The sequence below is a fragment of the Alkalihalobacillus deserti genome, from assembly GCF_020734105.1.
Taxonomy (GTDB): domain Bacteria; phylum Bacillota; class Bacilli; order Bacillales; family Bacillaceae_D; genus Halalkalibacter; species Halalkalibacter deserti.
Genome location: NZ_JAJAFR010000001.1, coordinates 575,713 through 595,057 on the forward strand (window position 1 = coordinate 575,713; position 19,345 = coordinate 595,057).

Below are 19,345 nucleotides of genomic sequence, written 5' to 3' on the forward strand. Positions count from 1 at the left end.
TATCTAAAAATAACTTGGTTATTCGAAGGAGGAGTAATGATGAGTGTTTTTCAATTATTTGATTTAACTGGAAAAGTAGCTTTAATTACAGGAGGAGGAAGAGGTCTTGGTAAACAAATTGCTGAAGCCTTTGCAGAAGCGGGTTGTCAAATCATTGTTTGTTCAAGGAAGTTAGAGAACTGTGAAGAAACCGCTAAAGGACTACAAGAAAAAGGCACAAAATCGATGGCGCTAGCTTGTGACGTAACAAATAAAGAAGATGTTGAGCGCGTTATAAAAGAAGTGATTAATGAATTTGGAAAGATAGATATATTAGTAAACAACAGTGGGGCAACTTGGGGAGCACCTGTTGAAGAAATGCCTGAGGATGCTTGGGATAAAGTTATGAACGTTAATGTCAAAGGTACTTTCTTGATGTCACAAAAAGTAGGAAAACATATGATTCAAAACGGAGCTGGAAAAATCATTAATATTTCATCAGTCGCTGGTATAAAAGCAGAGCCAGAAGAAGTTCTAAATGCCATTGGCTATAGTACAAGTAAAGCTGCTGTTATTCATTTTACAAAAGATCTTGCTAGAAAATGGGCACATCATGGAGTTTATGTTAATTCTATTGCACCTGGGTTTTTCCCTACGAAGATGACAAAATCAGTTCTTGAAAAAAAAGGAGATGATATTATTTCACATATTCCTTTAAAAAGGATTGGTGATGACAACATGTTAAAAGGTGCTGCGCTATATCTTGCTTCTACAGCTAGCGACTTTGTGACAGGACAAACGATTGTCGTTGATGGCGGAGCTACACTGTAAAGAATAGTGTTTTAAAAAAATATATTAGAAAAGATTATCTCGTGTTTGGGATAATCTTTTTTTCCTAATATAAAAAAACGAGAAAGTGGTCAAGAAGATCACTATCTTTTAAGAAAATAAATCGCCTTTATAAACAAATAAATGGATATTATTCTAACTTTCATGCTTGATCGCCTTGGAGAGTTCATAAATAATATGATATTCTATGATTGTTAAATGTTTTTAATATTCAACAATATCTTTTTTTACAGCATTATCTCCATGCATAAAGTGCAATAGGACAAGTTGAAAAAAGTATTTATACAGTATGTTAGATCAAGTTTCATGTTAGTTGGCTGTTTCGTGTTCCATTAGAATAAGGAAGAGAATGAATCTAAGAAGAGTGAGCACGCCTTAACGAAAATTATTTTTTTATGGCTGTTAAATGTATGCGCTTTATCTAGAGTTTTTCGCAGATATAAATCTGCAAGTGTAAGATCTATTTGTAAATACTAAAGTATTAATTCATCTTCTTTAAAAGATGGTCGTTTGCGGAGTGAGATTTAGTTTCCTACAGATTGTATTTCACATATAAGGAGGAAATTTATGCTAGAGCTACAGTTAGAGTTGAAGTTTTTGAATGTATTACCTTATCCATTGTTTGTAACAAGTAAACAAGGCGAAGTTATTTTTCAAAATAGTAAAATGATGGAGTTTGTGAAAACGAAGGAATCAAAGAGTTCTGAAACAAAAAATATAATAAATTTCTTAAATGATAATACGGAGGATAAGTTTATCTATACTAATATGGATAATCGCTCTTTTCTTTTTGTGAAATCAGTTTTCAGTCATATGGGGGATTATTATCTTTACATGGGGATTGAATCGAGCTCTGTAGAGAAGTTAATAGAAAGATTAAAAGAGACTGAGCAGTTAAACGTGGAATTAGATACAATCATTGAGAATTCGTATGATGGGATATATATCACTGATTATGACGGGAAGACCTTGAAAACAAATACAGCGATAGAAAGAATAACTGGGATCCCAAAGGAATATTACATAGGAAAAAAAGTAGATGAGCTTATGAAAAGAGGAATTCTTGAAAATTCTGTAACTCATAAGGTCATTAAGGAAAAAAGAACGGTTTCTATTGTTCAAGCTAATTACAAAGGAAAAGAAACACTTATTACGGGTAATCCTGTATTTGATAAAAATGGGCAGATTACAAAAGTTGTAACGAATATCCGAGACTTATCCGAACTTAATGAATTACAAGCTGCATTAAGAAAAGCAAATGAACTAAATGAGAATTACAAAAAAGAAATAGATAAATTAAAAGGTAGCAATAGAAATATTGATGGAGTTGTTGTTTCTAGTCAAGAGTTGAAAATTATTTACGAAACCGCTCGTCGAATCTCCAATGTTGATGCTACTGTACTTATTTTGGGTGAGACAGGCGTGGGTAAAGATGTGTTAGCGAAATTTATTTTTAACAATAGTTTAAGAGCGAAAGATGGAGAGTATATTAAAGTAAATTGTGGTGCTATTCCGGCAGATTTATTAGAGTCTGAACTTTTTGGATATGAAAGTGGCGCATTTACTGGTGCCAGTAGAAATGGTAAACCTGGAATGTTTGAACTTGCCAACAACGGAGTGCTTTTCTTAGATGAGATTGGGGAATTATCGCTTGCCCTTCAAGTAAAACTATTAAGAGCATTACAAGAACATGAGATTCAACGTATTGGTGGAACAAAAACGAAAAAAATAAATGTTCGCGTAATAGCGGCGACAAACCGTAATCTGAAAGAAATGGTGAATGAAGGTACATTCAGAGAGGATTTATTTTATCGTCTTAATGTCATTCCTATTTTAATTCCTCCATTGCGTGAAAGAAGGAATGACATACTTCCCCTTGCAGGTCTATTTTTAAATCAAGTGAATAAAAAATATAGTTTTCATAAAACTCTAGATAAAAATTTAAAAGAATTTCTTAAGAGTTATAATTGGCCAGGAAACATTAGAGAGTTATCCAATTTAATAGAACGAATGATTTTCACAACTGATAATGAAATGTTAACTATTGAAAATTTACCTTATGAATACCGAGAATCGTCTAATATTAATGAGATGATTACCGAATCTATTACTTTAAAAGAGGCAGTGGAGTATACCGAAGAAAAAGTGTTATCAAATGCAGCTAAGAAATATAACACTACGTATGAAATTGCCAAGGTATTAGCGACTAGTCAAGCTACGGTAGTAAGAAAGTTAAAAAAGTACAAGATTACATTAAAAAATAAAAAAAATGGAGAATCTTAATAAAGATTCTCCATTTTTTTAAAATAAAATCGATAATACAATATTGAATCATTGAATCTATCCTGTTTTGAACGTTTTTACGTTATTTAGATTCATTCTTGAATTAAAAAAAGAAAATGTCATGCTGATAAAGTACAAGTCATTTAAAGTAGCAAGCAGTTTTAGCACTTATTTTATTGAAAATCCTTGTAAATAAGCATTAAATAAATGATTCCCTCTATTTTTAAAAAAAGTTGGCACGAACATTGCATTTTAAAGTTAGTGAATAACAATTCAGGGAGGAATCTAAAATGACAGTAGTTTTAACAGATGAAATACAACAAATGAAAACAATGATTCGTAACTTTGTAGAAAAGGAAGTAGAACCATTTGCTCAACAAATTGAGGAAGAAGATGCCATTCCTCAGCACCTCGTGGATAAAGCAAAGGAACTAGGACTTTTTGGAATGAGCATACCAGAAGAGTATGGTGGAATTGGACTAAATACGGTTGGCAAGGCTGTTGTATTAGAGCAGCTTGGAAGAACACATAATGGGTTTGTTTCATTAATTAGTGCGCATACGGGAATAGGTAGCACTGGACTTGTTAAATTAGCATCTGAACATTTAAAACGTAAATATTTACCAGATATGGCTAGTGGTGAAAAAATTGCGGCATTTGCTTTATCAGAGCCTGGAGCTGGATCGGATGCAACAAATTTATCTACAACAGCCGAGAAAAAGGGAGAATATTGGGTTGTAAATGGTACCAAGCACTTTATTACAAATGGACCTGTTGCTGATGTGTTTACTGTTTTTGCTTTAACGGATAGAGAAAAAGGAGCAAAAGGCGGAATCACAGCATTCTTAATTGAAAAAGATTTCCCAGGGCTCATTGTCGGTAAAAAAGATAAAAAGATGGGACTTCGTGGTTCTTACACATCTCAAATTATTTTTGAAGATTGTATTGTACCTGAGGAAAATGTCATTGGCGAAGTAGGGATGGGTTATATAAATGCGCTAACAATCTTAGGAGAGGGCCGCGTCGGTTTAGCAGCTAGAGCAGTTGGATCATGCGATAAACTAATAGAGTTGTCTGCTAAGTATGCAAAAGAACGGGTGCAATTTGGTAAACCAATTGCAGATAATCAAGGAATTCAATGGATTCTTGCAGATATGGCTACTGAAACAGAAGCAGCAAGAGCATTAGCGATGAGTGCAGCACAGAAGATTGATGATGGACAGAAAGTAATAAAGGAAGCATCAATGGCAAAGCTCTTTGCGTCAGATGTATACAACCGTGTAGCTGACAAGGCATTACAAATTCACGGAGGAATCGGCTACATAGCAGAGTACGCTGTTGAGCGTTTTTATAGAGATGCTAGGATTACAAAGATCTATGAAGGAACGAATGAAATTCAGAGAATTATTATCTCTAGACGAATTCTTGAGGAAAACTAAAAATGCACCTGCCATTTTGTATGGATTATTACGTTCATTCGGTTTATATAGTGAGGTGGTGAAAATATGAAAGATATAAAAAAGACTCCCCAAAAAATTGATACAGCGATCCAAGAAAAACCATCATATATTGAAACATTATGGAAAAGCAGAGGAACCAAGTGGAATAAAGCTCGACTATTAACTTTAATAATAGCCACTCTTGCTATTGGACTATCAATCTTTCACATTTATACGGCAGGTTATGGTACATTGCCGTCATGGCAGCAAAGAAGTATCCATGTCATTTGGGCAGTATTATTAATTTTTCTTTTGTTTCCGTTTAAAAAGGGAAAAGAATTTGGTTGGCTAGACATTATCTTTGTCCTCATAACATTAGCTACTGCAGCTTATATGTTATTTGATGCACAAGGTATTCAAAGTAGACAGGGGAATGTAAGCATAAATGACATTATATTTGGTACGGTACTAATAGGGTTGATTCTAGAGGCGACACGCCGTACAAATGGGATATTAATGGCTCTAATTGGCTTGTTTTTCATGGCTTATATCTTTTTAGGGCAATACTTCCCTGGTGCTTTAGCTCATCCAGGAGTGCGCTATGGGAAAGTCATTGATCAGATGTTTAATAGTACGTTAGGGATATTTAGTTCACCAATCTATATCAGTTCTACGATGCTGATTTTGTTCGTGATATTTGGAGCGTTCTTGATGAAATCTGGCGGAGGACAATTTTTTACTAATTTTGCTTTTGGGGCGTTAGGCAATAAACCTGGTGGACCGGCACTTTCGGCAGTTGGTGCGAGTGCATTGGTGTCAACAATTACAGGCAATGGAGCAGCAAATGCCGCAATTACGGGTTCTTTTACGATTCCCCTTATGAAAAAGCTTGGGTATAAAAAGAAGTTCGCAGCAGCGGTTGAAGCCGTAGCGTCTCAAGGCGGGCAAATCATGCCGCCGATTATGGGTGCATCTGTGTTTATTATGGCGGAGGCAACAGGAGTTCCTTACATTCAGCTTGCTCTTTATGCGCTTATACCAGCAGTCATCTATTTCTTGATCGCTGGGCTTATCGTATATTTCCATGCAAAACGCTTGAAGTTAGAGGGTATTCCAAAAGAACAACTGCCTAGTGTGAAAGAAGTTTTGTTAAAACAAAGTTACATGTTTTTACCAATACTATTAATCATCGGATTAATGATTTATGGTTTTAGTCCAATGAAAGCAGGTTTCTATGCGATTATCGCAACGATTCTTTTAAGTTGGTTAAGAAAGCAAACGAGAATGGGATTACTTAGTATTCTCGGCGCTCTCGAAAACGGTACCAAGGCTGCGTTAGCAGTTATAGCCGCTTGTGCAACTGCTGGCATTGTCGTTGGAGCGGTTTCGCTAACTGGACTAGGCTTAACCTTTACACGTTTTATGATTGATGTAGCTGGTGGAAATCTCTTCGTATTACTTTTGTTAATGGCTGTTGCTTCTATTATTTTAGGAATGGGAATGCCAACCGTGTCTGCTTATGTCATTTTGTCAATTTTGGGTGTGCCTGCATTAACAGATTTAGGTGTTAATTTAATTGCTGCCCATATGTTTGTCTTCTATTTTGGTGCTTTATCAGGACTCACACCGCCTGTGGCAATTACAGCTTACACGACAGCGGGGATTGCTGGATCAAATCCGAATGCAACAGCACTGTATTCAATGAGAATCGGTTTTGGAGGGTTCTTTCTCCCGTTTATCTTTGTATATAATCCGCAATTGCTCATGCAAGATGGAAATGCAGTAGAAATTATTCTCGTAACTGTAAGCGCTTTAGCAAGTTGTTTCCTCATTGCTAGTGCAGTAGAGGGATATCTTCTAAATGTTTTAAGTGCTGTGCAGAGGATTATATTGTTTATTGGTGCGACAGCACTAGTACTTCCGGGGCTATTGGGAGATTTGTTCGGTGTAGCAATATTCATCCTAATTATTTTCTGGCAGAAATCCAAAAACAAGGATGAACCGAGACAGTTAAGCGCATAAAGTCTTTTAAAATATATTTATGGGGGATAAAGATGAATAAGAAACTATTAAGTGCATTTTTTATCGGATTGTTGATAATGGTGTTAACTGCATGTGGCGGGGAGCAAGCTGATAGTGAGAGTGAAGCAGCTAGCGATTCAAGCGGTGAAGCTACATCAGAAAAACTTACAGCTCCTGACAGGTTTTTACGAATTGGTTCAGGACCAATGGGTTCAGGTTGGTATCCAATTACAACATCGCTTTCAGAAATTTATATGGAAGGATTTGAAAACCTAAATGCATCTCAACTGGAAGGTGGATCTGTTTCGAACTTGAAAGCAATGGAAATTGGAGATATTGAATATAGCATTAATTACACATCTGATTTTGTTGATGCGTTAAATGGAACGGCAGAATTTGATCAAGCTTTATCGACACCAGCTGGTCTCGCATCTATTTACCCTGTATATCAAACAATTGCCACACTTGCCGAGAACAATGATATTAATACGATTGAAGACATTATTAGTAAACACATTTTCTTAGGACCACAAAATGGTGGTGGCCCAGTAAGCTTTTGGAGAATGATGGCTGAATACGGATATGATGAAGAGGCAATTCGCCAAGCTGGTGGACGAATTTCTTATGGAAATTACTCAGATGGTGCAACAATGCTGACTGATGGAAATGTTGATGTGTTCGTTGCTGGTGGAGCACCGCAAGTAACTGCATTACAAGAAATTGAGTTAACTAGAGAAGTTAAGATTCTGCCAATTGAACAGGATAAATTGGAGAGTTTGGCGGATAGAGGATTTGGTATTTCTTTTGATAGCATTCCGGCAGGCTCATACAAAGGACAGGATGAGGAGATTCCGACTTACACGCTTGTTACGATGTTGACAGTTTCCAATAATCTAGATAAGGACTATGTCTATAATCTAACAAAAATGTTCTGGGATAACATGGCTGAATTCGAAAAGTCAGTACCAGCTCGTGCAGAAAACTTCACACTAGACACTGCACTAGATGGTATTGAAGCAGAACAGCTGCATCCTGGAGCAAAAAGATATTATGAAGAAGTTGGAGCATTAAACTAGTAGAAATATTCCAGCAACCACTTTAAGTAGTGGTTGCTCTAAAAATAATGTCAACGGTTTTTAATGAAAGGGTGAAAAAAATAGATGACACGCCCATGGCAAAAAGGAGTACCTAGTATTCAAAAGGATTTAATTATACCAGAAATTTCTTTATATGAAATTTTGAAAAAAAGTGCACAAACATATCGCGATCGTGCAGCAATTATTTTTGAAGATGAAATGATCTCATATAAGCAACTATTCGATAGAGTCAATAGATTAGTCGATTCTTGGAATCGGATAGAGATGAAAAAGGGGCAAAGAATTGGGTTAATGCTTTCTAATCATCCTAATTATATTCTGAGCTATTATGCAGCCCAAGCTCTAGGAATGATTGTAGTCCAAATTAATCCGATGTACACACATAGAGAGTTACTGCAAATTGTCGATAACTCCAAACTTAGTCACATCGTTGTCGAGCCAGAGTGTCTTGATATCGTAAATCAAGTTCAGTTTATGTGTACGATTGATACGATCATCGTACCGGGAGATAAACTGGAGTTAAATGGAAATAAGAATGGAACGTATTACCTTTTAAAGGATTTAATCGATAGTGGCGAGCCTGCCGAGGTAAATCCAGACATAGCGGTTTTTGATGATGTTGCAGTTATTCAATATACAGGCGGTACAACAGGTAAGATCAAAGGTGCTATGTTAACACATTATAACCTTGTTGCTAATGTCGTACAAAGTCGCCTAATGTACGGCGAAGAAATGAAGGATGGAGAAGAAGTAGTATTGACCGCAACCCCACTTTATCACGTGTATGCAATGACAAGTGCAATGAATTTAGGACTATATATGGGAAGTACCATCTTACTGTTAAAGAAATTTGAAATAGAAGAAGTATTACAAAACATACAAACTTTCAGACCGACATTCTTCCCAGGTGTACCTCGAATGTACAATGCCTTTGTTAACCATCCAAAAGTTGAGCAGTATGGGCTCGATTGTTTGAAGTTTTGCTCAAGTGGATCAGCGCCCTTACCAGTAGAAATTATCAAAAAGTTTGAAAGGTTAACTGGTGCGATCATTGGGGAAGGGTTCGGAATGACAGAAACTTCACCATCTACACATCGAAATCCGATATTTGGTGTTAGAAAAGTAGGGAGCATTGGTATTCCCTTACCGGGTACAGATTGTAAAGTAGTTGATGATGATAAAAACGAATTACCACCAAAATCTGTGGGAGAGTTAGTTATTAAAGGACCTCAGGTAATGAAGGGCTACTGGAATAATGAAGTAGAAACCCTCCTAGCAATCGGAAACGGCTGGTTAAATACAGGCGACTTAGCAATGATGGATGAGGATGGATATTTTTATATTGTTGGTCGAAAAAAAGAAATGATTATTAATGGCGGCTTTAATATATATCCACAAGAAGTGGAAGGTGTGTTATATGAGCACCCGCATATAAAAGAAGCTGCTGTTGTGGGGATACCAGATACAGATAAAGGTGAAATTGTAAAAGCATTTGTTGTACCAAAAGAAGGATATCAACTTGATATCGAGGAGCTAAAAGGACATTGCTATCGGAATCTGACTCGATATAAAGTTCCTAAATTATTTGAGATTCGTGAGGCTTTGCCAAGAAATACCGTCGGAAAACTTCTTAAGCGTAAGCTAGTTGAGGAAGAAACAAATACTAAGTAGAAAGAGGATGAGTAGATGACTAGATATACTATTAAACAGGTTGCAGTTATTGGTTCAGGTACAATGGGCTCTCAAATTGCAATGGTTTGTGCTTTAGCTGGTTACAATGTCATTCTTCAAGATATTAGTGAGGAAAGTCTATCAAAAGCTAAAGAATCACTTACAGGCCATATGGATAGAAGAATTGAAAAAGGAAGACTAACAGAAGAACAGGTTAATCAAGCGTTTAATAGGCTTTCCTTTTCTTCTTCCCTTGAGTCATTAAAAGAAGTTGATTTTGTGATTGAAGCAGCCGTAGAAAAATTGGAGATAAAACGTGAAATTTTTAAGAAGCTAGACGACATCACACCAAAGCATGCGATTTTAGCTACCAACAGTTCAACGATTGTTAGTTCAAAGGTGGCCGATGTAACGACAAGACCAGAAAAAGTGTGTAATGTACATTTCTTTAATCCCGCACTTGTAATGGAACTTGTTGAGGTGGTACAGGGACCCCATACATCTGACGAGACAGCGCAAACTACAATGGAATTCATCAAATCGATTAACAAATTCCCAGTTCTGCTAAAAAAAGAAATTTCAGGTTTTGTTGCAAACCGAATCCTAGGTAAATTAATGGACGAAGCCGTATATTTACTAGAAAACGGATATGCGACACATGAAGATATTGATATTGTATGTACAAAAGCATTAAATCACCCAATAGGTCCTTTTGCATTAATGGATTTAACAGGGATTGACGTGAATTATTATGTTCGGATGCAGCGGTATCAAGAATCGAAAAACGAAGCGGATAAACCAGCAAAATTAATTCAAGAGAAAGTCGAAAAAGGGGAACTTGGACGAAAAACGGGAAAAGGTTTCTACACATATAGTTAAGCCTTAGCCACGTATATGAGGAGGGAACGTATGACAGACGCAGTAATTGTATCAGCAGTAAGAACGCCAATTGCCAAGCAAGGAGGCTCTCTGGCAACGATGGACCCATCAGAGTACGGTGCAGCCGTTATTCAAGAAGCAATGAAAAGGGCAAACCTAAATGGAGAAGAGATTAGTGACGTCATCTTTGGCAATTGCTTATCAGGCGGAGGAAACATAGCTAGGTTGACATTGTTGCAAGCGGGCCTGCCTATATCCGTACCAGGACTTACTATTGATAGGCAGTGTGGGTCTGGAATGAATAGTGTAGGGCTTGCAGCTGACAGAGTGAAGTTAAACCCAAGAGAGGTTTTTCTAGCAGGGGGAACCGAGAGTATGACACGCTCCCCTTACTTGCTTGCACCTCAACAACGGCCATACGACCGCATGCCTCCTCAATTTGTAAAGAGAAGACTTTCACCAGACTTTATCGGTGATCCTGGAATGGGTATTACAGCTGAAAACTTAGTTAAAAAATATAATGTTACAAGAGAAGAACAGGATGAGTTTGCTCTTAGAAGCCAGCTTAACATGCAGCATGCAATGGAAAATGGTTATTTTGACGAACAAATTGTCCCGATTCAACTATCTGGAAAAAAAGGCCCGTATTTATTTGAGGCTGATGAACATCCTCGTGCAAATTCAACAATAGAAGGCCTAGCCAAGTTAAAACCTGTTTTTAAAAAGGATGGAAGTGTTACAGCTGGGAACTCATCAGGCGTAAATGATGGTGCATCTGCAATCGTGATGATGAGTGCCGAACTTGCAAAAGAAAAAGGATTAGAAATTTTAGCGAAAGTAACAGAATGGACAGTTGCTGGTGTTGATCCAAACGTTATGGGAATTGGTCCAGTTCCAGCAGTGCGAAAGTTGCTAGAGAAAACAGGTATGTTGCTTGCTGACTTTGATTTAATTGAATTAAACGAAGCGTTTGCGGCTCAAGTTATTGCTTGTAACCGTGAATTAGAACTTGACATGGAAAAGGTGAATGTTAACGGGGGGGCGATAGCCCATGGTCATCCTATAGCAGCAACAGGTTCCATGCTAGTAACAAAGCTTGTATATGAAATGAAACGAAGAAATGTAGATCGAGGCTTGGTGACTGCTTGTATTGGCGGTGGTCAAGGTATCGCTCTTGCATTAGAAAGAAGTGCTTCTTATTAATCTAGTAAAAGGGGTGGGAAAATTGTCGTTTTCTAATATTGAAGTTTTAATTAAAGACCAGATTGGCTTTATTACGATTAATCGTCCTGAGGTACGGAATGCTCTGAATAAAGAAACATTAGAAGAATTTGTGATCGCACTTAATCAACTAAGAGAAGATAGTGAAGTAGGGTGTCTGGTCTTTACTGGAAAAGGAGAGAAATCCTTCGCTGCAGGTGCAGATATTGCACAACTTAAGGAAAAAAATATGATTGATGCATTTAGATCTGGCGGAATGCAGGAAGTATACGATCTCATTGAAGCGTATGAGAAACCAACAATAGCGATGGTTAATGGTTTTGCTCTTGGTGGAGGATGTGAGTTAGCGATGGCTTGCGATATCCGAATAGCCTCTTTGAATGCAAAATTTGGATTGCCAGAATTAAATTTATCGATCATTCCAGGAGCTGGAGGGACACAACGATTAGCTCGGCTCGTAGGAAAAGGAAAAGCGATGGAACTGATACTAACTGGTAAGGTAATTACTGCAGAGGAAGCCTATCGTATTGGGTTAGTTTCAGAAGTTGTCCATTCTGAAAATCTACTAGAAAACGTTCAAGAAACGGCTGCTAAAATTTTAGCAAAAGGTCCGTTAGCAGTAAGGCTGGCAAAACTTTCTGTTAACCAAGGAACAGAAACAGATATGAAAACTGGTTTAATGATCGAAAAGCTCGCTCAAGCGATATTGTTTTCTTCTGAAGATAAAAGAGAAGGGACTGCTGCCTTTCTTGAGAAGCGAAGTCCGAATTTTCAGGGTAAATAAAAATGACAACATTAACTTTAAATGATATGAAAACGAAGATTGAGTCTAGTAGATTTATGAAACATCTTGGATTTGAGGTTGAAGAGTTTACAGAAGAAAAGGTAGCATTAAAATTAAAAATTACAGATCATGCCTTAAATGTGAATGGAACCTTACATGGGGGAATTCAAGCGTCAATGCTTGATAATATAACGGGTATGGCAGTTCGAGCAAAAACGAAAACGGACTGCGTAACGTTAAATTTGAACATCCATTACTTATCTGCTATTTCAGAGGGTGAAATTTATGCAACTGCTACGATTATCCAACAAGGACATAAAATTTTAACCGTTGAAGGAGAGATTCGAACATCACAAGGTGTTTTAGTTTCAAAAGGTGTAGGAGTATTTAAAGTGATTTCACAAAAGAAGGTGGAACGTTGAATTTACTAGATGGAAGAGTAGCTTTAATAACAGGCGGTAGTAAAGGGATTGGCAAGGAGATAGCAAGAACGTTTTCTTCTCAAAGAGCAACCGTTTATATCATTGATTTGGATGAAAAAGCTCTTAATGAAACAAAAGAAGAGTTTGCAAACGATGGGTTAGAGATAGCGACGTTTAAAGTGAATGTTTGTGATAAAGAAAAAATAGATGATACGTTTCAACAAATAGCTAATAAACATGGGAATATGGATATATTGGTGAATAATGCAGGTGTCATACGAGATAACCTATTTTTTAAAATGACGGAAGAAGATTGGGATACTGTCATGAATGTACACGTAAAAGGAAGTTATTTTTGCAGTCAAATTGCTCAAAAATACATGGTACGTGAACAATATGGAAGAATTATCAATATTTCTTCTACCTCTGCACTCGGGAAGAGGGGCCAAGCGAATTATTCAACAGCAAAAGCTGGCATTCAAGGATTCACAAAAACACTAGCGATTGAACTTGGAAGGTATGGCATTACGGTTAATGCCATAGCACCTGGTTTTATTGAAACAGAGATGACAAAGGCAACAGCAAAAAGGTTAGGCCTCGACTTTGAAGATCTGATAGAAAGAAATAAGAATACAATTCCTGTAGGTAGAACTGGAAAACCAGCTGACATAGCAAATGCTGCATTGTTTTTTGCACTAGAAGCATCGTCATTTGTTAGCGGTCAAGTGTTATATGTAGCTGGAGGACCAAGAACGTAATAAATATTTAAAAGGGGTATTCCAAAGGTTTTTATCTTTTGGAACACCCCTTTTATTTAGTTATGATACAAATTCGTATTATCTACTACGTTTATAAAGGATATTTCAGAGATACTATCTCGTCGTTTTCATGAAAATTCACTGACGAATTAAATGATGCATAATTGAATTAGATTATATCGATTCCTCATTTTATATACGATTTTCAAAATGATAAATAGACCGTTTACATTCGTAAAAGGCGCTAGTATAAGGATTATAAAAATATATAAAAAAATACCTTTAGAAATAAAGTTGGCATGCGAATTGCATTATTAAAAGGTGTAACAAGAAAAATGATATGGGGGTACAAATTATGGCAGCGTTATTTAAAAGATTACCCAGTGCATGTTATTTCTACGATCTACGTATTTGACGTAGAAACCTTAGAAATTCAGCGTAATATCTTTAGTAGGAATTAAAGAATATTCGATAGAAGAACTGATTAACGGAGGCAAGATGTGGAATCCATAAGAAGCGGATCTATCTGGGTCCTAGTAATTACGTTTTTGATCCATACCTTCTTTGCTTTTCCATACGGGGAAAGAATTTTAGGATTTCTCACACTTATCGTTGTTCTTTTACTTCTTTCAAAGTTAAATGGATTTTCTAAAGCAATAAGCTCATCCATGCTTTTGATAGGGATAATTGTAATGATTAGTAGTGGGAATGTTGAGAATTGGGAAGAAAGTGTAATTGTCAATTTACCATTAATCGTGTTGCTAGTTATCGTTCCTATGTTGTCTTTTCCGATAGGGATAGGGAAGTACGATGAACATATTGGTTTCTTTATTAAACGATATAGTAGTAGTCCAAGGAAACTATTTTTATCAATCACAGGACTTTTCTTTCTTATCGGTCCAATTATAAATATGGGAACAATTAGATTAATGGATGACCTGTTAAAAAAATTAAAACTACCCAATGAATTCTTAGCTAAAAGTTACATGAGGGGCTTTACGGTCACCATTATGTGGTCACCTTTCTTTGCTTCTCTTTTACTAGTGCTGCACCTTGTGAATGTCCCTTTGTATTCATATTTACCAGTAGCTTTAGTAGTAGCACTCATTCACCTTCTAGTAAGTAATCTATTATTTTTGAGAGATTCGAAACATATTGAATGGACTTCAGAGGAGAAACCTTCTATTAATTTGCGCAAAATTTATGAGTTATTAATTATCTTTTTTCTGTTTTTTTTAATTGTTTTTTTGCTCGATTTTATATTCGAACTAAAGATGGTTATTAATGTAACGATAGGAGCTTTTATATTAACTCTCTTATGGAGCCTTTATTTAAAATCATTAAAACCATTTCTCACAAGATTAAATACATACAGGAAAAATTCTGTTTATCAAAGTGCAAATGAAATCGTTTTATTTCTGACGGCTGGATTTTTTGGTTCGGTTATTTCAAAAACCACCTTAGGTGAGTGGATAAATAGTGCTATAGTGCTTTTGGGTAATATTTCCATTTTATTATTAATATTTTCGATTATCATATTTACTTCATTGTTAGCTATGGTAGGAATTCATCAGATCGTAACAATAAGTGCTATTGCAACAAGTGTTGTTGTTTTTGATGTTGGAATTCATCCAGTTGCTTTTGCTTTAACGTTAATGTGTGCTTGGACGACGGCAACGATTATTTCTCCTATTTCAGCGGTTAATGTGATTTTGTCTAATTTGTTAGACAAGGTATATAGGGATGTTGCGATAAGATGGAACGGAACTTTCACATGGGTCATTATTATGGTTTATACACTTTCAATTTATATCACAAATTTTGTTTTGAACTGGTTGTAGTAAGAGAAATGAGTGTTCACTACTTTAAATCGACACGATTAAACAAAGTAAATCATTGAGTAGTCAAATAGCTACTTATCTAAGGAGTGAGATAAATGAAGAATATAGCTGTCATAGGTTCGGGAGTTATGGGAAGAGGTATAGCCTATGTTTGTGCCCTTAATGGTTTTCAGGTTCATGTAAACGATATTAATTCAGATTCGTTAGCTCAAGCTAACAATTATATCGAGAATGAATTGAGAAAGAGTGCTGAAAGAGGCTTCATTGAAGAAGGTGATGTTAAAAAAGCACTAAATAACCTAACATTTTCTACGGACCTTGAAATTTGTGTAAAAGAAGCAGATCTTGTAATCGAAGCTGTACTTGAATTAATGGAGTTGAAAGTGCAAATATTTAAGGAACTAGATAAGTTGTGTTCACCACATACCATTTTTGCAACTAATACGTCTACCATGAGCCCGACTGAAATTGGTGCTCAAACATCTCGTCCAGATAAAGTAATCACCATGCACTTCTTTAATCCAGTTCATAAAATGAAGCTAATCGAAATTGTAAAAGGTCTAGATACATCAGTAGAAACGTTCAAACTAGCCGAACAAGTTGGGAGGCAAATGCAAAAGGAAACGGTAGAAGTGAATGAATTTCCTGGTTTTGTAACAAGTAGAATGAATTGCTTAATCGGGAACGAGGCAATGAATCTTCTGATGGAGGGGGTAGCTTCTGCAGAGGATATAGATAAATCTATGAAACTTGGATTAAATCACCCAATGGGGCCACTTGAACTGGCTGATTTAGTAGGTTTAGATACAAGACTGCGCAACATGGAGTATCTTCATAAAACATTAGGTGAAAAGTATCGTCCATGTCCGCTGTTAGTTAAATATGTAAAAGCTGGGAAGCTAGGAAGAAAAACAGGTTCAGGGTTTTATCAATATAACTAAAATGTAAGCCCTTAAAAAATTATGAGATGTAAATATTAGAATGGGAGAGTGTGAATCAAATGGATTTTAGTTTTTCTGAAGATATTGAATTGCTTAGAAAAGGTGTTAGGAAATTTATTAGAGAAGAAGTAGAAAGTGCAGCTATGGAAATTGAAGAAACAGATCAAATTCCTGAAAGAATCAAAAAGATGACTAGAGATATGGGGCTTTTTGGTTTAAGTATTCCAGAAGAGTACGGTGGACTTGGATTGGATATGGTTGGAAAATGTGCAATTTATGAGGAAATTGGAAAAACACATAACGGTTATACAACACTAGTCGGAGCTCATTCAGGGATTGGTAGTGTAGGAATAGTAGAGCTTGGGACAGAAGAACAAAAACAAAAGTACCTACCTAAGATGGCTACAGGAGAATGGATTGGTGCTTTTGCCTTGACAGAACCAAGTGCGGGATCGAATGCTGCTAATTTGAAAACAAGAACCGAGAGAAAAGGCGATAAATATATTATAAATGGGTCAAAACACTATATTACCAATGGTCTTGATGGGCATGTATTTACAGTAATGGCGATGACAGATCCTGAAAAAGGCGCGAAAGGGATTACGTCTTTTATTGTTGAGAAAGACTTCCCAGGTTTTAAAGTTGGAGCGGTTGAAGAAAAAATGGGGCTTCGTGGTTCGCATTCTGTGGAATTATTCTTTGAGGATATGGAAGTTCCGGTAGAAAATGTATTAGGTGAAGAAGGAAAAGGCTATATTAATGCATTGAAAATTCTTGCAAATGGAAGAGCGGGTTTAGCTGCTCGTAATCTAGGTTCTTGTGAAAGGCTGCTAGAACACTGTCTTGATTATGTATTTGAGAGAGAACAGTTTGGGAAACCAATCTATGAACAGCAAGTCATTCAACATAAGCTTGCCAATATTTCTATGGAGATAGAAGCCTTGCGCTCCCTTACATACCGTGTAGCGTGGATGACAGATCAAAAACAACGTGTTGTTAAAGAAGCGGCAATTGCCAAGTTGTATGGTTCAGAAGTTTATAATCGTATTGCAGATATCGCTGTTCAGATTCACGGAGGAATTGGTTATATGAAGGAATATCCGATCGAGCGCTATTATCGTGATGCTAGAATTACAACGATTTACGAAGGTACATCCGAGATCCAACGTAATATTATTGCCTCTGAATTAGCTAGAGAAGTAAAACAGTAAAAAACTCTATTAGATGAAAAGGAGAGATGAAAATGAATATTTTTGTCATCATGAAACGAACGTTTGATACAGAAGAGAAAATCACGATCAGCGAAGGAAGCATTGATGGGAGTGGCGCTGAGTATATTATCAACCCTTACGATGAATATGCGATTGAAGAAGCAATTGTTCTTCGTGACGAGCATGAAGGGGAAGTTACAGTTGTAACTGTTGGAGAAGAAGAAGCCGAGAAAGAGCTTCGTACGGCATTAGCAATGGGAGCTGATAAAGCAGTTTTATTAGATAGTGAAGACATTGATGAACTAGATCAGTTTTCAACAGCTACTCTTCTTGCAACGTATTTAAAAGACCAAGAGATTGATATTATCTTAGCAGGAAATGTAGCGGTCGATGGTGGCTCAGGTCAAGTTGGTCCACGAGTCGCTGAATTATTAAATATCCCACAAGTGACAACAATTACAAAATTAACTATTGAAGACCGTAAGGCAACGATCGTTAGAGATGTCGAAGGTGATGAAGAAACGGTTGAGGTGGCCCTTCCTGTTTTAATTACTGCTCAGCAAGGGTTAAATGAGCCGCGCTATCCATCTTTACCGGGAATTATGAAAGCGAAGAAAAAACCTTTAGAAACACTCGATTTAGATGATTTGGACTTGGACGAAGAAGATGTAGAAGCAAAAACAACAACTATAGAAATTTACCTTCCGTCCGCAAAACAAGCTGGAAAAGTCCTTGAAGGCGAACCAGAAGCACAAGTACAAGAGCTTGTATCATTACTAAAATCAGAAGCGAAAGTTATTTAATAGGAGGGATTATCATGGCAAAAAAAGTTTTAGTGATCGGTGAAGTACGAGACGGTGAATTACGTAACGTGTCTTATGAAGCAGTTGCTGCTGCAAAGACCGTATCAAATGGCGGAGAAGTTGTAGGTGTACTTTTAGGTGATAAAGTTAGTGGTTTATCTGAAATGTTTATTCAATATGGAGCCGATCGTGTTGTTATTGTAAATCATACAGACTTAAACAGTTACACGACAGATGCGTTTCAACAAGCGGTCTTACAAGTTTTTGACGTAGAAAGTCCAGAAGGTGTAATACTTGGTCATACTGCTATTGGAAAAGACCTTGCTCCAAGACTTGCCATGAAGCTAAATGCCGGGCTAATTTCGGATGCTGTTTCAGTTGAATTAGATGGTGGAGAGGCTGTATTTACTCGTCCTATCTATTCAGGTAAGGCATTTGAAAAGAAAAAAGTGAATGGAGGCATCATCTTTGCAACGATTCGACCAAATAATATTGCTGCACTAGACCAAGATTCTTCTCGCAGTGGAGAAGTTTCAGTCATAAAAGTTGAAATTACAAATTTACGCACAATCATTCGTAACATCGTTTGCAAGGCAACTGGTGGTGTAGATTTGTCAGAGGCAAATGTTATTGTTGCAGGAGGACGTGGAGTTAAAGGCAAAGAAGGTTTTGAACCACTACAAGAACTCGCTGATCTATTAGGAGGAGCTGTTGGGGCGTCGCGTGGGGCTTGTGATGCTGATTATTGTGACTACGGGCTGCAGATTGGCCAAACAGGGAAAGTCGTAACACCTGATCTTTATTTTGCGATAGGTATTTCTGGGGCAATCCAACATTTAGCAGGGATGTCTAATTCAAAAGTCATTGTCGCAATTAATAAAGATCCTGAGGCTCCCATTTTTGAAGTAGCCGATTATGGAATTGTAGGAGATTTGTTTGAAATTCTCCCGATTTTGACGGAAGAACTAAAAAAGTCGCTTGTTACAAACTAACCATGTATTAAAGTAAACCTTGGACAAAAAAGGATTCTCAAACTCCTTTTTTGTCCAATCGTTTTATTTCCTGCAAACAGATCACTTTTTCTTAGTAAAAAGTAAAAAATAGGCACCAATTTTACCTAGTAGTAGTTCATAATCAAAACTTGA

General features: G+C 36.7%; 16 protein-coding genes. All 16 read left to right on the forward strand.

Annotated elements, in window-relative coordinates:
- The first annotated feature begins 39 nt into the window (after positions 1-39).
- The 16 genes from LDX58_RS02860 to LDX58_RS02935 all read left to right on the forward strand — a co-directional run bounded on the left by LDX58_RS02860 (position 40) and on the right by LDX58_RS02935 (position 19,192).
- Complete coding sequence (locus tag LDX58_RS02860; protein WP_227935326.1) at positions 40-810, forward strand: SDR family oxidoreductase; 771 nt, start codon at positions 40-42, stop codon at positions 808-810.
- A 615-nt stretch (positions 811-1,425) separates the two neighbouring features.
- Positions 1,426-3,111, forward strand: coding sequence for a sigma-54 interaction domain-containing protein (locus LDX58_RS02865; protein WP_227935327.1), 1,686 nt, complete (start codon positions 1,426-1,428; stop codon positions 3,109-3,111).
- Positions 3,112-3,401: 290 nt separating this feature from the next.
- Entirely contained in the window at positions 3,402-4,550 is a 1,149-nt protein-coding gene (locus LDX58_RS02870; protein WP_227935328.1) for an acyl-CoA dehydrogenase family protein, read from the forward strand.
- 66 nt (positions 4,551-4,616) lie between these two features.
- On the forward strand, positions 4,617-6,572 hold the full coding sequence (locus tag LDX58_RS02875; protein ID WP_227935329.1) for a TRAP transporter permease: 1,956 nt from the start codon (positions 4,617-4,619) through the stop codon (positions 6,570-6,572).
- A gap of 32 nt (positions 6,573-6,604) precedes the next feature.
- Positions 6,605-7,648: a TAXI family TRAP transporter solute-binding subunit gene (locus tag LDX58_RS02880; RefSeq protein WP_227935330.1), complete on the forward strand. Its 1,044-nt coding sequence runs from the start codon at positions 6,605-6,607 to the stop codon at positions 7,646-7,648.
- 84 nt (positions 7,649-7,732) lie between these two features.
- Positions 7,733-9,340: a long-chain-fatty-acid--CoA ligase gene (locus LDX58_RS02885; protein WP_227935331.1), complete on the forward strand. Its 1,608-nt coding sequence runs from the start codon at positions 7,733-7,735 to the stop codon at positions 9,338-9,340.
- A 15-nt stretch (positions 9,341-9,355) separates the two neighbouring features.
- Complete coding sequence (locus LDX58_RS02890) at positions 9,356-10,219, forward strand: 3-hydroxyacyl-CoA dehydrogenase family protein (RefSeq protein WP_227935332.1); 864 nt, start codon at positions 9,356-9,358, stop codon at positions 10,217-10,219.
- Between the two features lie 15 nt (positions 10,220-10,234).
- Entirely contained in the window at positions 10,235-11,422 is a 1,188-nt protein-coding gene (locus LDX58_RS02895; protein WP_227935333.1) for a thiolase family protein, read from the forward strand.
- Positions 11,423-11,444: 22 nt separating this feature from the next.
- On the forward strand, positions 11,445-12,224 hold the full coding sequence (locus LDX58_RS02900) for an enoyl-CoA hydratase/isomerase family protein (RefSeq protein ID WP_227935334.1): 780 nt from the start codon (positions 11,445-11,447) through the stop codon (positions 12,222-12,224).
- 2 nt (positions 12,225-12,226) lie between these two features.
- Complete coding sequence (locus LDX58_RS02905) at positions 12,227-12,646, forward strand: PaaI family thioesterase (RefSeq protein ID WP_227935335.1); 420 nt, start codon at positions 12,227-12,229, stop codon at positions 12,644-12,646.
- Positions 12,643-13,404: an SDR family NAD(P)-dependent oxidoreductase gene (locus tag LDX58_RS02910; RefSeq protein ID WP_227935336.1), complete on the forward strand. Its 762-nt coding sequence runs from the start codon at positions 12,643-12,645 to the stop codon at positions 13,402-13,404. The genes LDX58_RS02905 and LDX58_RS02910 overlap by 4 nt, the downstream gene beginning before the upstream one ends.
- A gap of 500 nt (positions 13,405-13,904) precedes the next feature.
- A complete protein-coding gene (locus tag LDX58_RS02915) occupies positions 13,905-15,245 on the forward strand; it encodes a hypothetical protein (RefSeq protein WP_227935337.1) in 1,341 nt (446 codons plus the stop codon).
- Between the two features lie 95 nt (positions 15,246-15,340).
- The gene (locus LDX58_RS02920) at positions 15,341-16,186 is read left to right on the forward strand and encodes a 3-hydroxyacyl-CoA dehydrogenase family protein (protein WP_227935338.1); all 846 of its coding nucleotides are present in this window, start codon (positions 15,341-15,343) and stop codon (positions 16,184-16,186) included.
- Between the two features lie 59 nt (positions 16,187-16,245).
- Positions 16,246-17,397 (forward strand): acyl-CoA dehydrogenase family protein, encoded by a 1,152-nt coding sequence (locus LDX58_RS02925; RefSeq protein WP_227935339.1) that lies wholly within the window; start codon positions 16,246-16,248, stop codon positions 17,395-17,397.
- Between the two features lie 32 nt (positions 17,398-17,429).
- Entirely contained in the window at positions 17,430-18,200 is a 771-nt protein-coding gene (locus LDX58_RS02930) for an electron transfer flavoprotein subunit beta/FixA family protein (protein ID WP_227935340.1), read from the forward strand.
- 14 nt (positions 18,201-18,214) lie between these two features.
- Positions 18,215-19,192: an electron transfer flavoprotein subunit alpha/FixB family protein gene (locus tag LDX58_RS02935; protein ID WP_227935341.1), complete on the forward strand. Its 978-nt coding sequence runs from the start codon at positions 18,215-18,217 to the stop codon at positions 19,190-19,192.
- Positions 19,193-19,345: the final 153 nt, after the last annotated feature.

Excerpts from the sequence above, each read along its gene's own strand:
- LDX58_RS02885 (WP_227935331.1), top strand. The coding sequence starts at position 7,733 with ATGACACGCCCATGGCAAAAAGGAGTACCTAGTATTCAAAAGGATTTA.
- LDX58_RS02920 (WP_227935338.1), top strand. The coding sequence starts at position 15,341 with ATGAAGAATATAGCTGTCATAGGTTCGGGAGTTATGGGAAGAGGTATA.
- LDX58_RS02875 (WP_227935329.1), top strand. The coding sequence starts at position 4,617 with ATGAAAGATATAAAAAAGACTCCCCAAAAAATTGATACAGCGATCCAA.
- LDX58_RS02860 (WP_227935326.1), top strand. The coding sequence starts at position 40 with ATGAGTGTTTTTCAATTATTTGATTTAACTGGAAAAGTAGCTTTAATT.
- LDX58_RS02880 (WP_227935330.1), top strand. The coding sequence starts at position 6,605 with ATGAATAAGAAACTATTAAGTGCATTTTTTATCGGATTGTTGATAATG.
- LDX58_RS02890 (WP_227935332.1), top strand. The coding sequence starts at position 9,356 with ATGACTAGATATACTATTAAACAGGTTGCAGTTATTGGTTCAGGTACA.
- LDX58_RS02905 (WP_227935335.1), top strand. The coding sequence starts at position 12,227 with ATGACAACATTAACTTTAAATGATATGAAAACGAAGATTGAGTCTAGT.
- LDX58_RS02870 (WP_227935328.1), top strand. The coding sequence starts at position 3,402 with ATGACAGTAGTTTTAACAGATGAAATACAACAAATGAAAACAATGATT.
- LDX58_RS02925 (WP_227935339.1), top strand. The coding sequence starts at position 16,246 with ATGGATTTTAGTTTTTCTGAAGATATTGAATTGCTTAGAAAAGGTGTT.
- LDX58_RS02935 (WP_227935341.1), top strand. The coding sequence starts at position 18,215 with ATGGCAAAAAAAGTTTTAGTGATCGGTGAAGTACGAGACGGTGAATTA.
- LDX58_RS02930 (WP_227935340.1), top strand. The coding sequence starts at position 17,430 with ATGAATATTTTTGTCATCATGAAACGAACGTTTGATACAGAAGAGAAA.
- LDX58_RS02895 (WP_227935333.1), top strand. The coding sequence starts at position 10,235 with ATGAGGAGGGAACGTATGACAGACGCAGTAATTGTATCAGCAGTAAGA.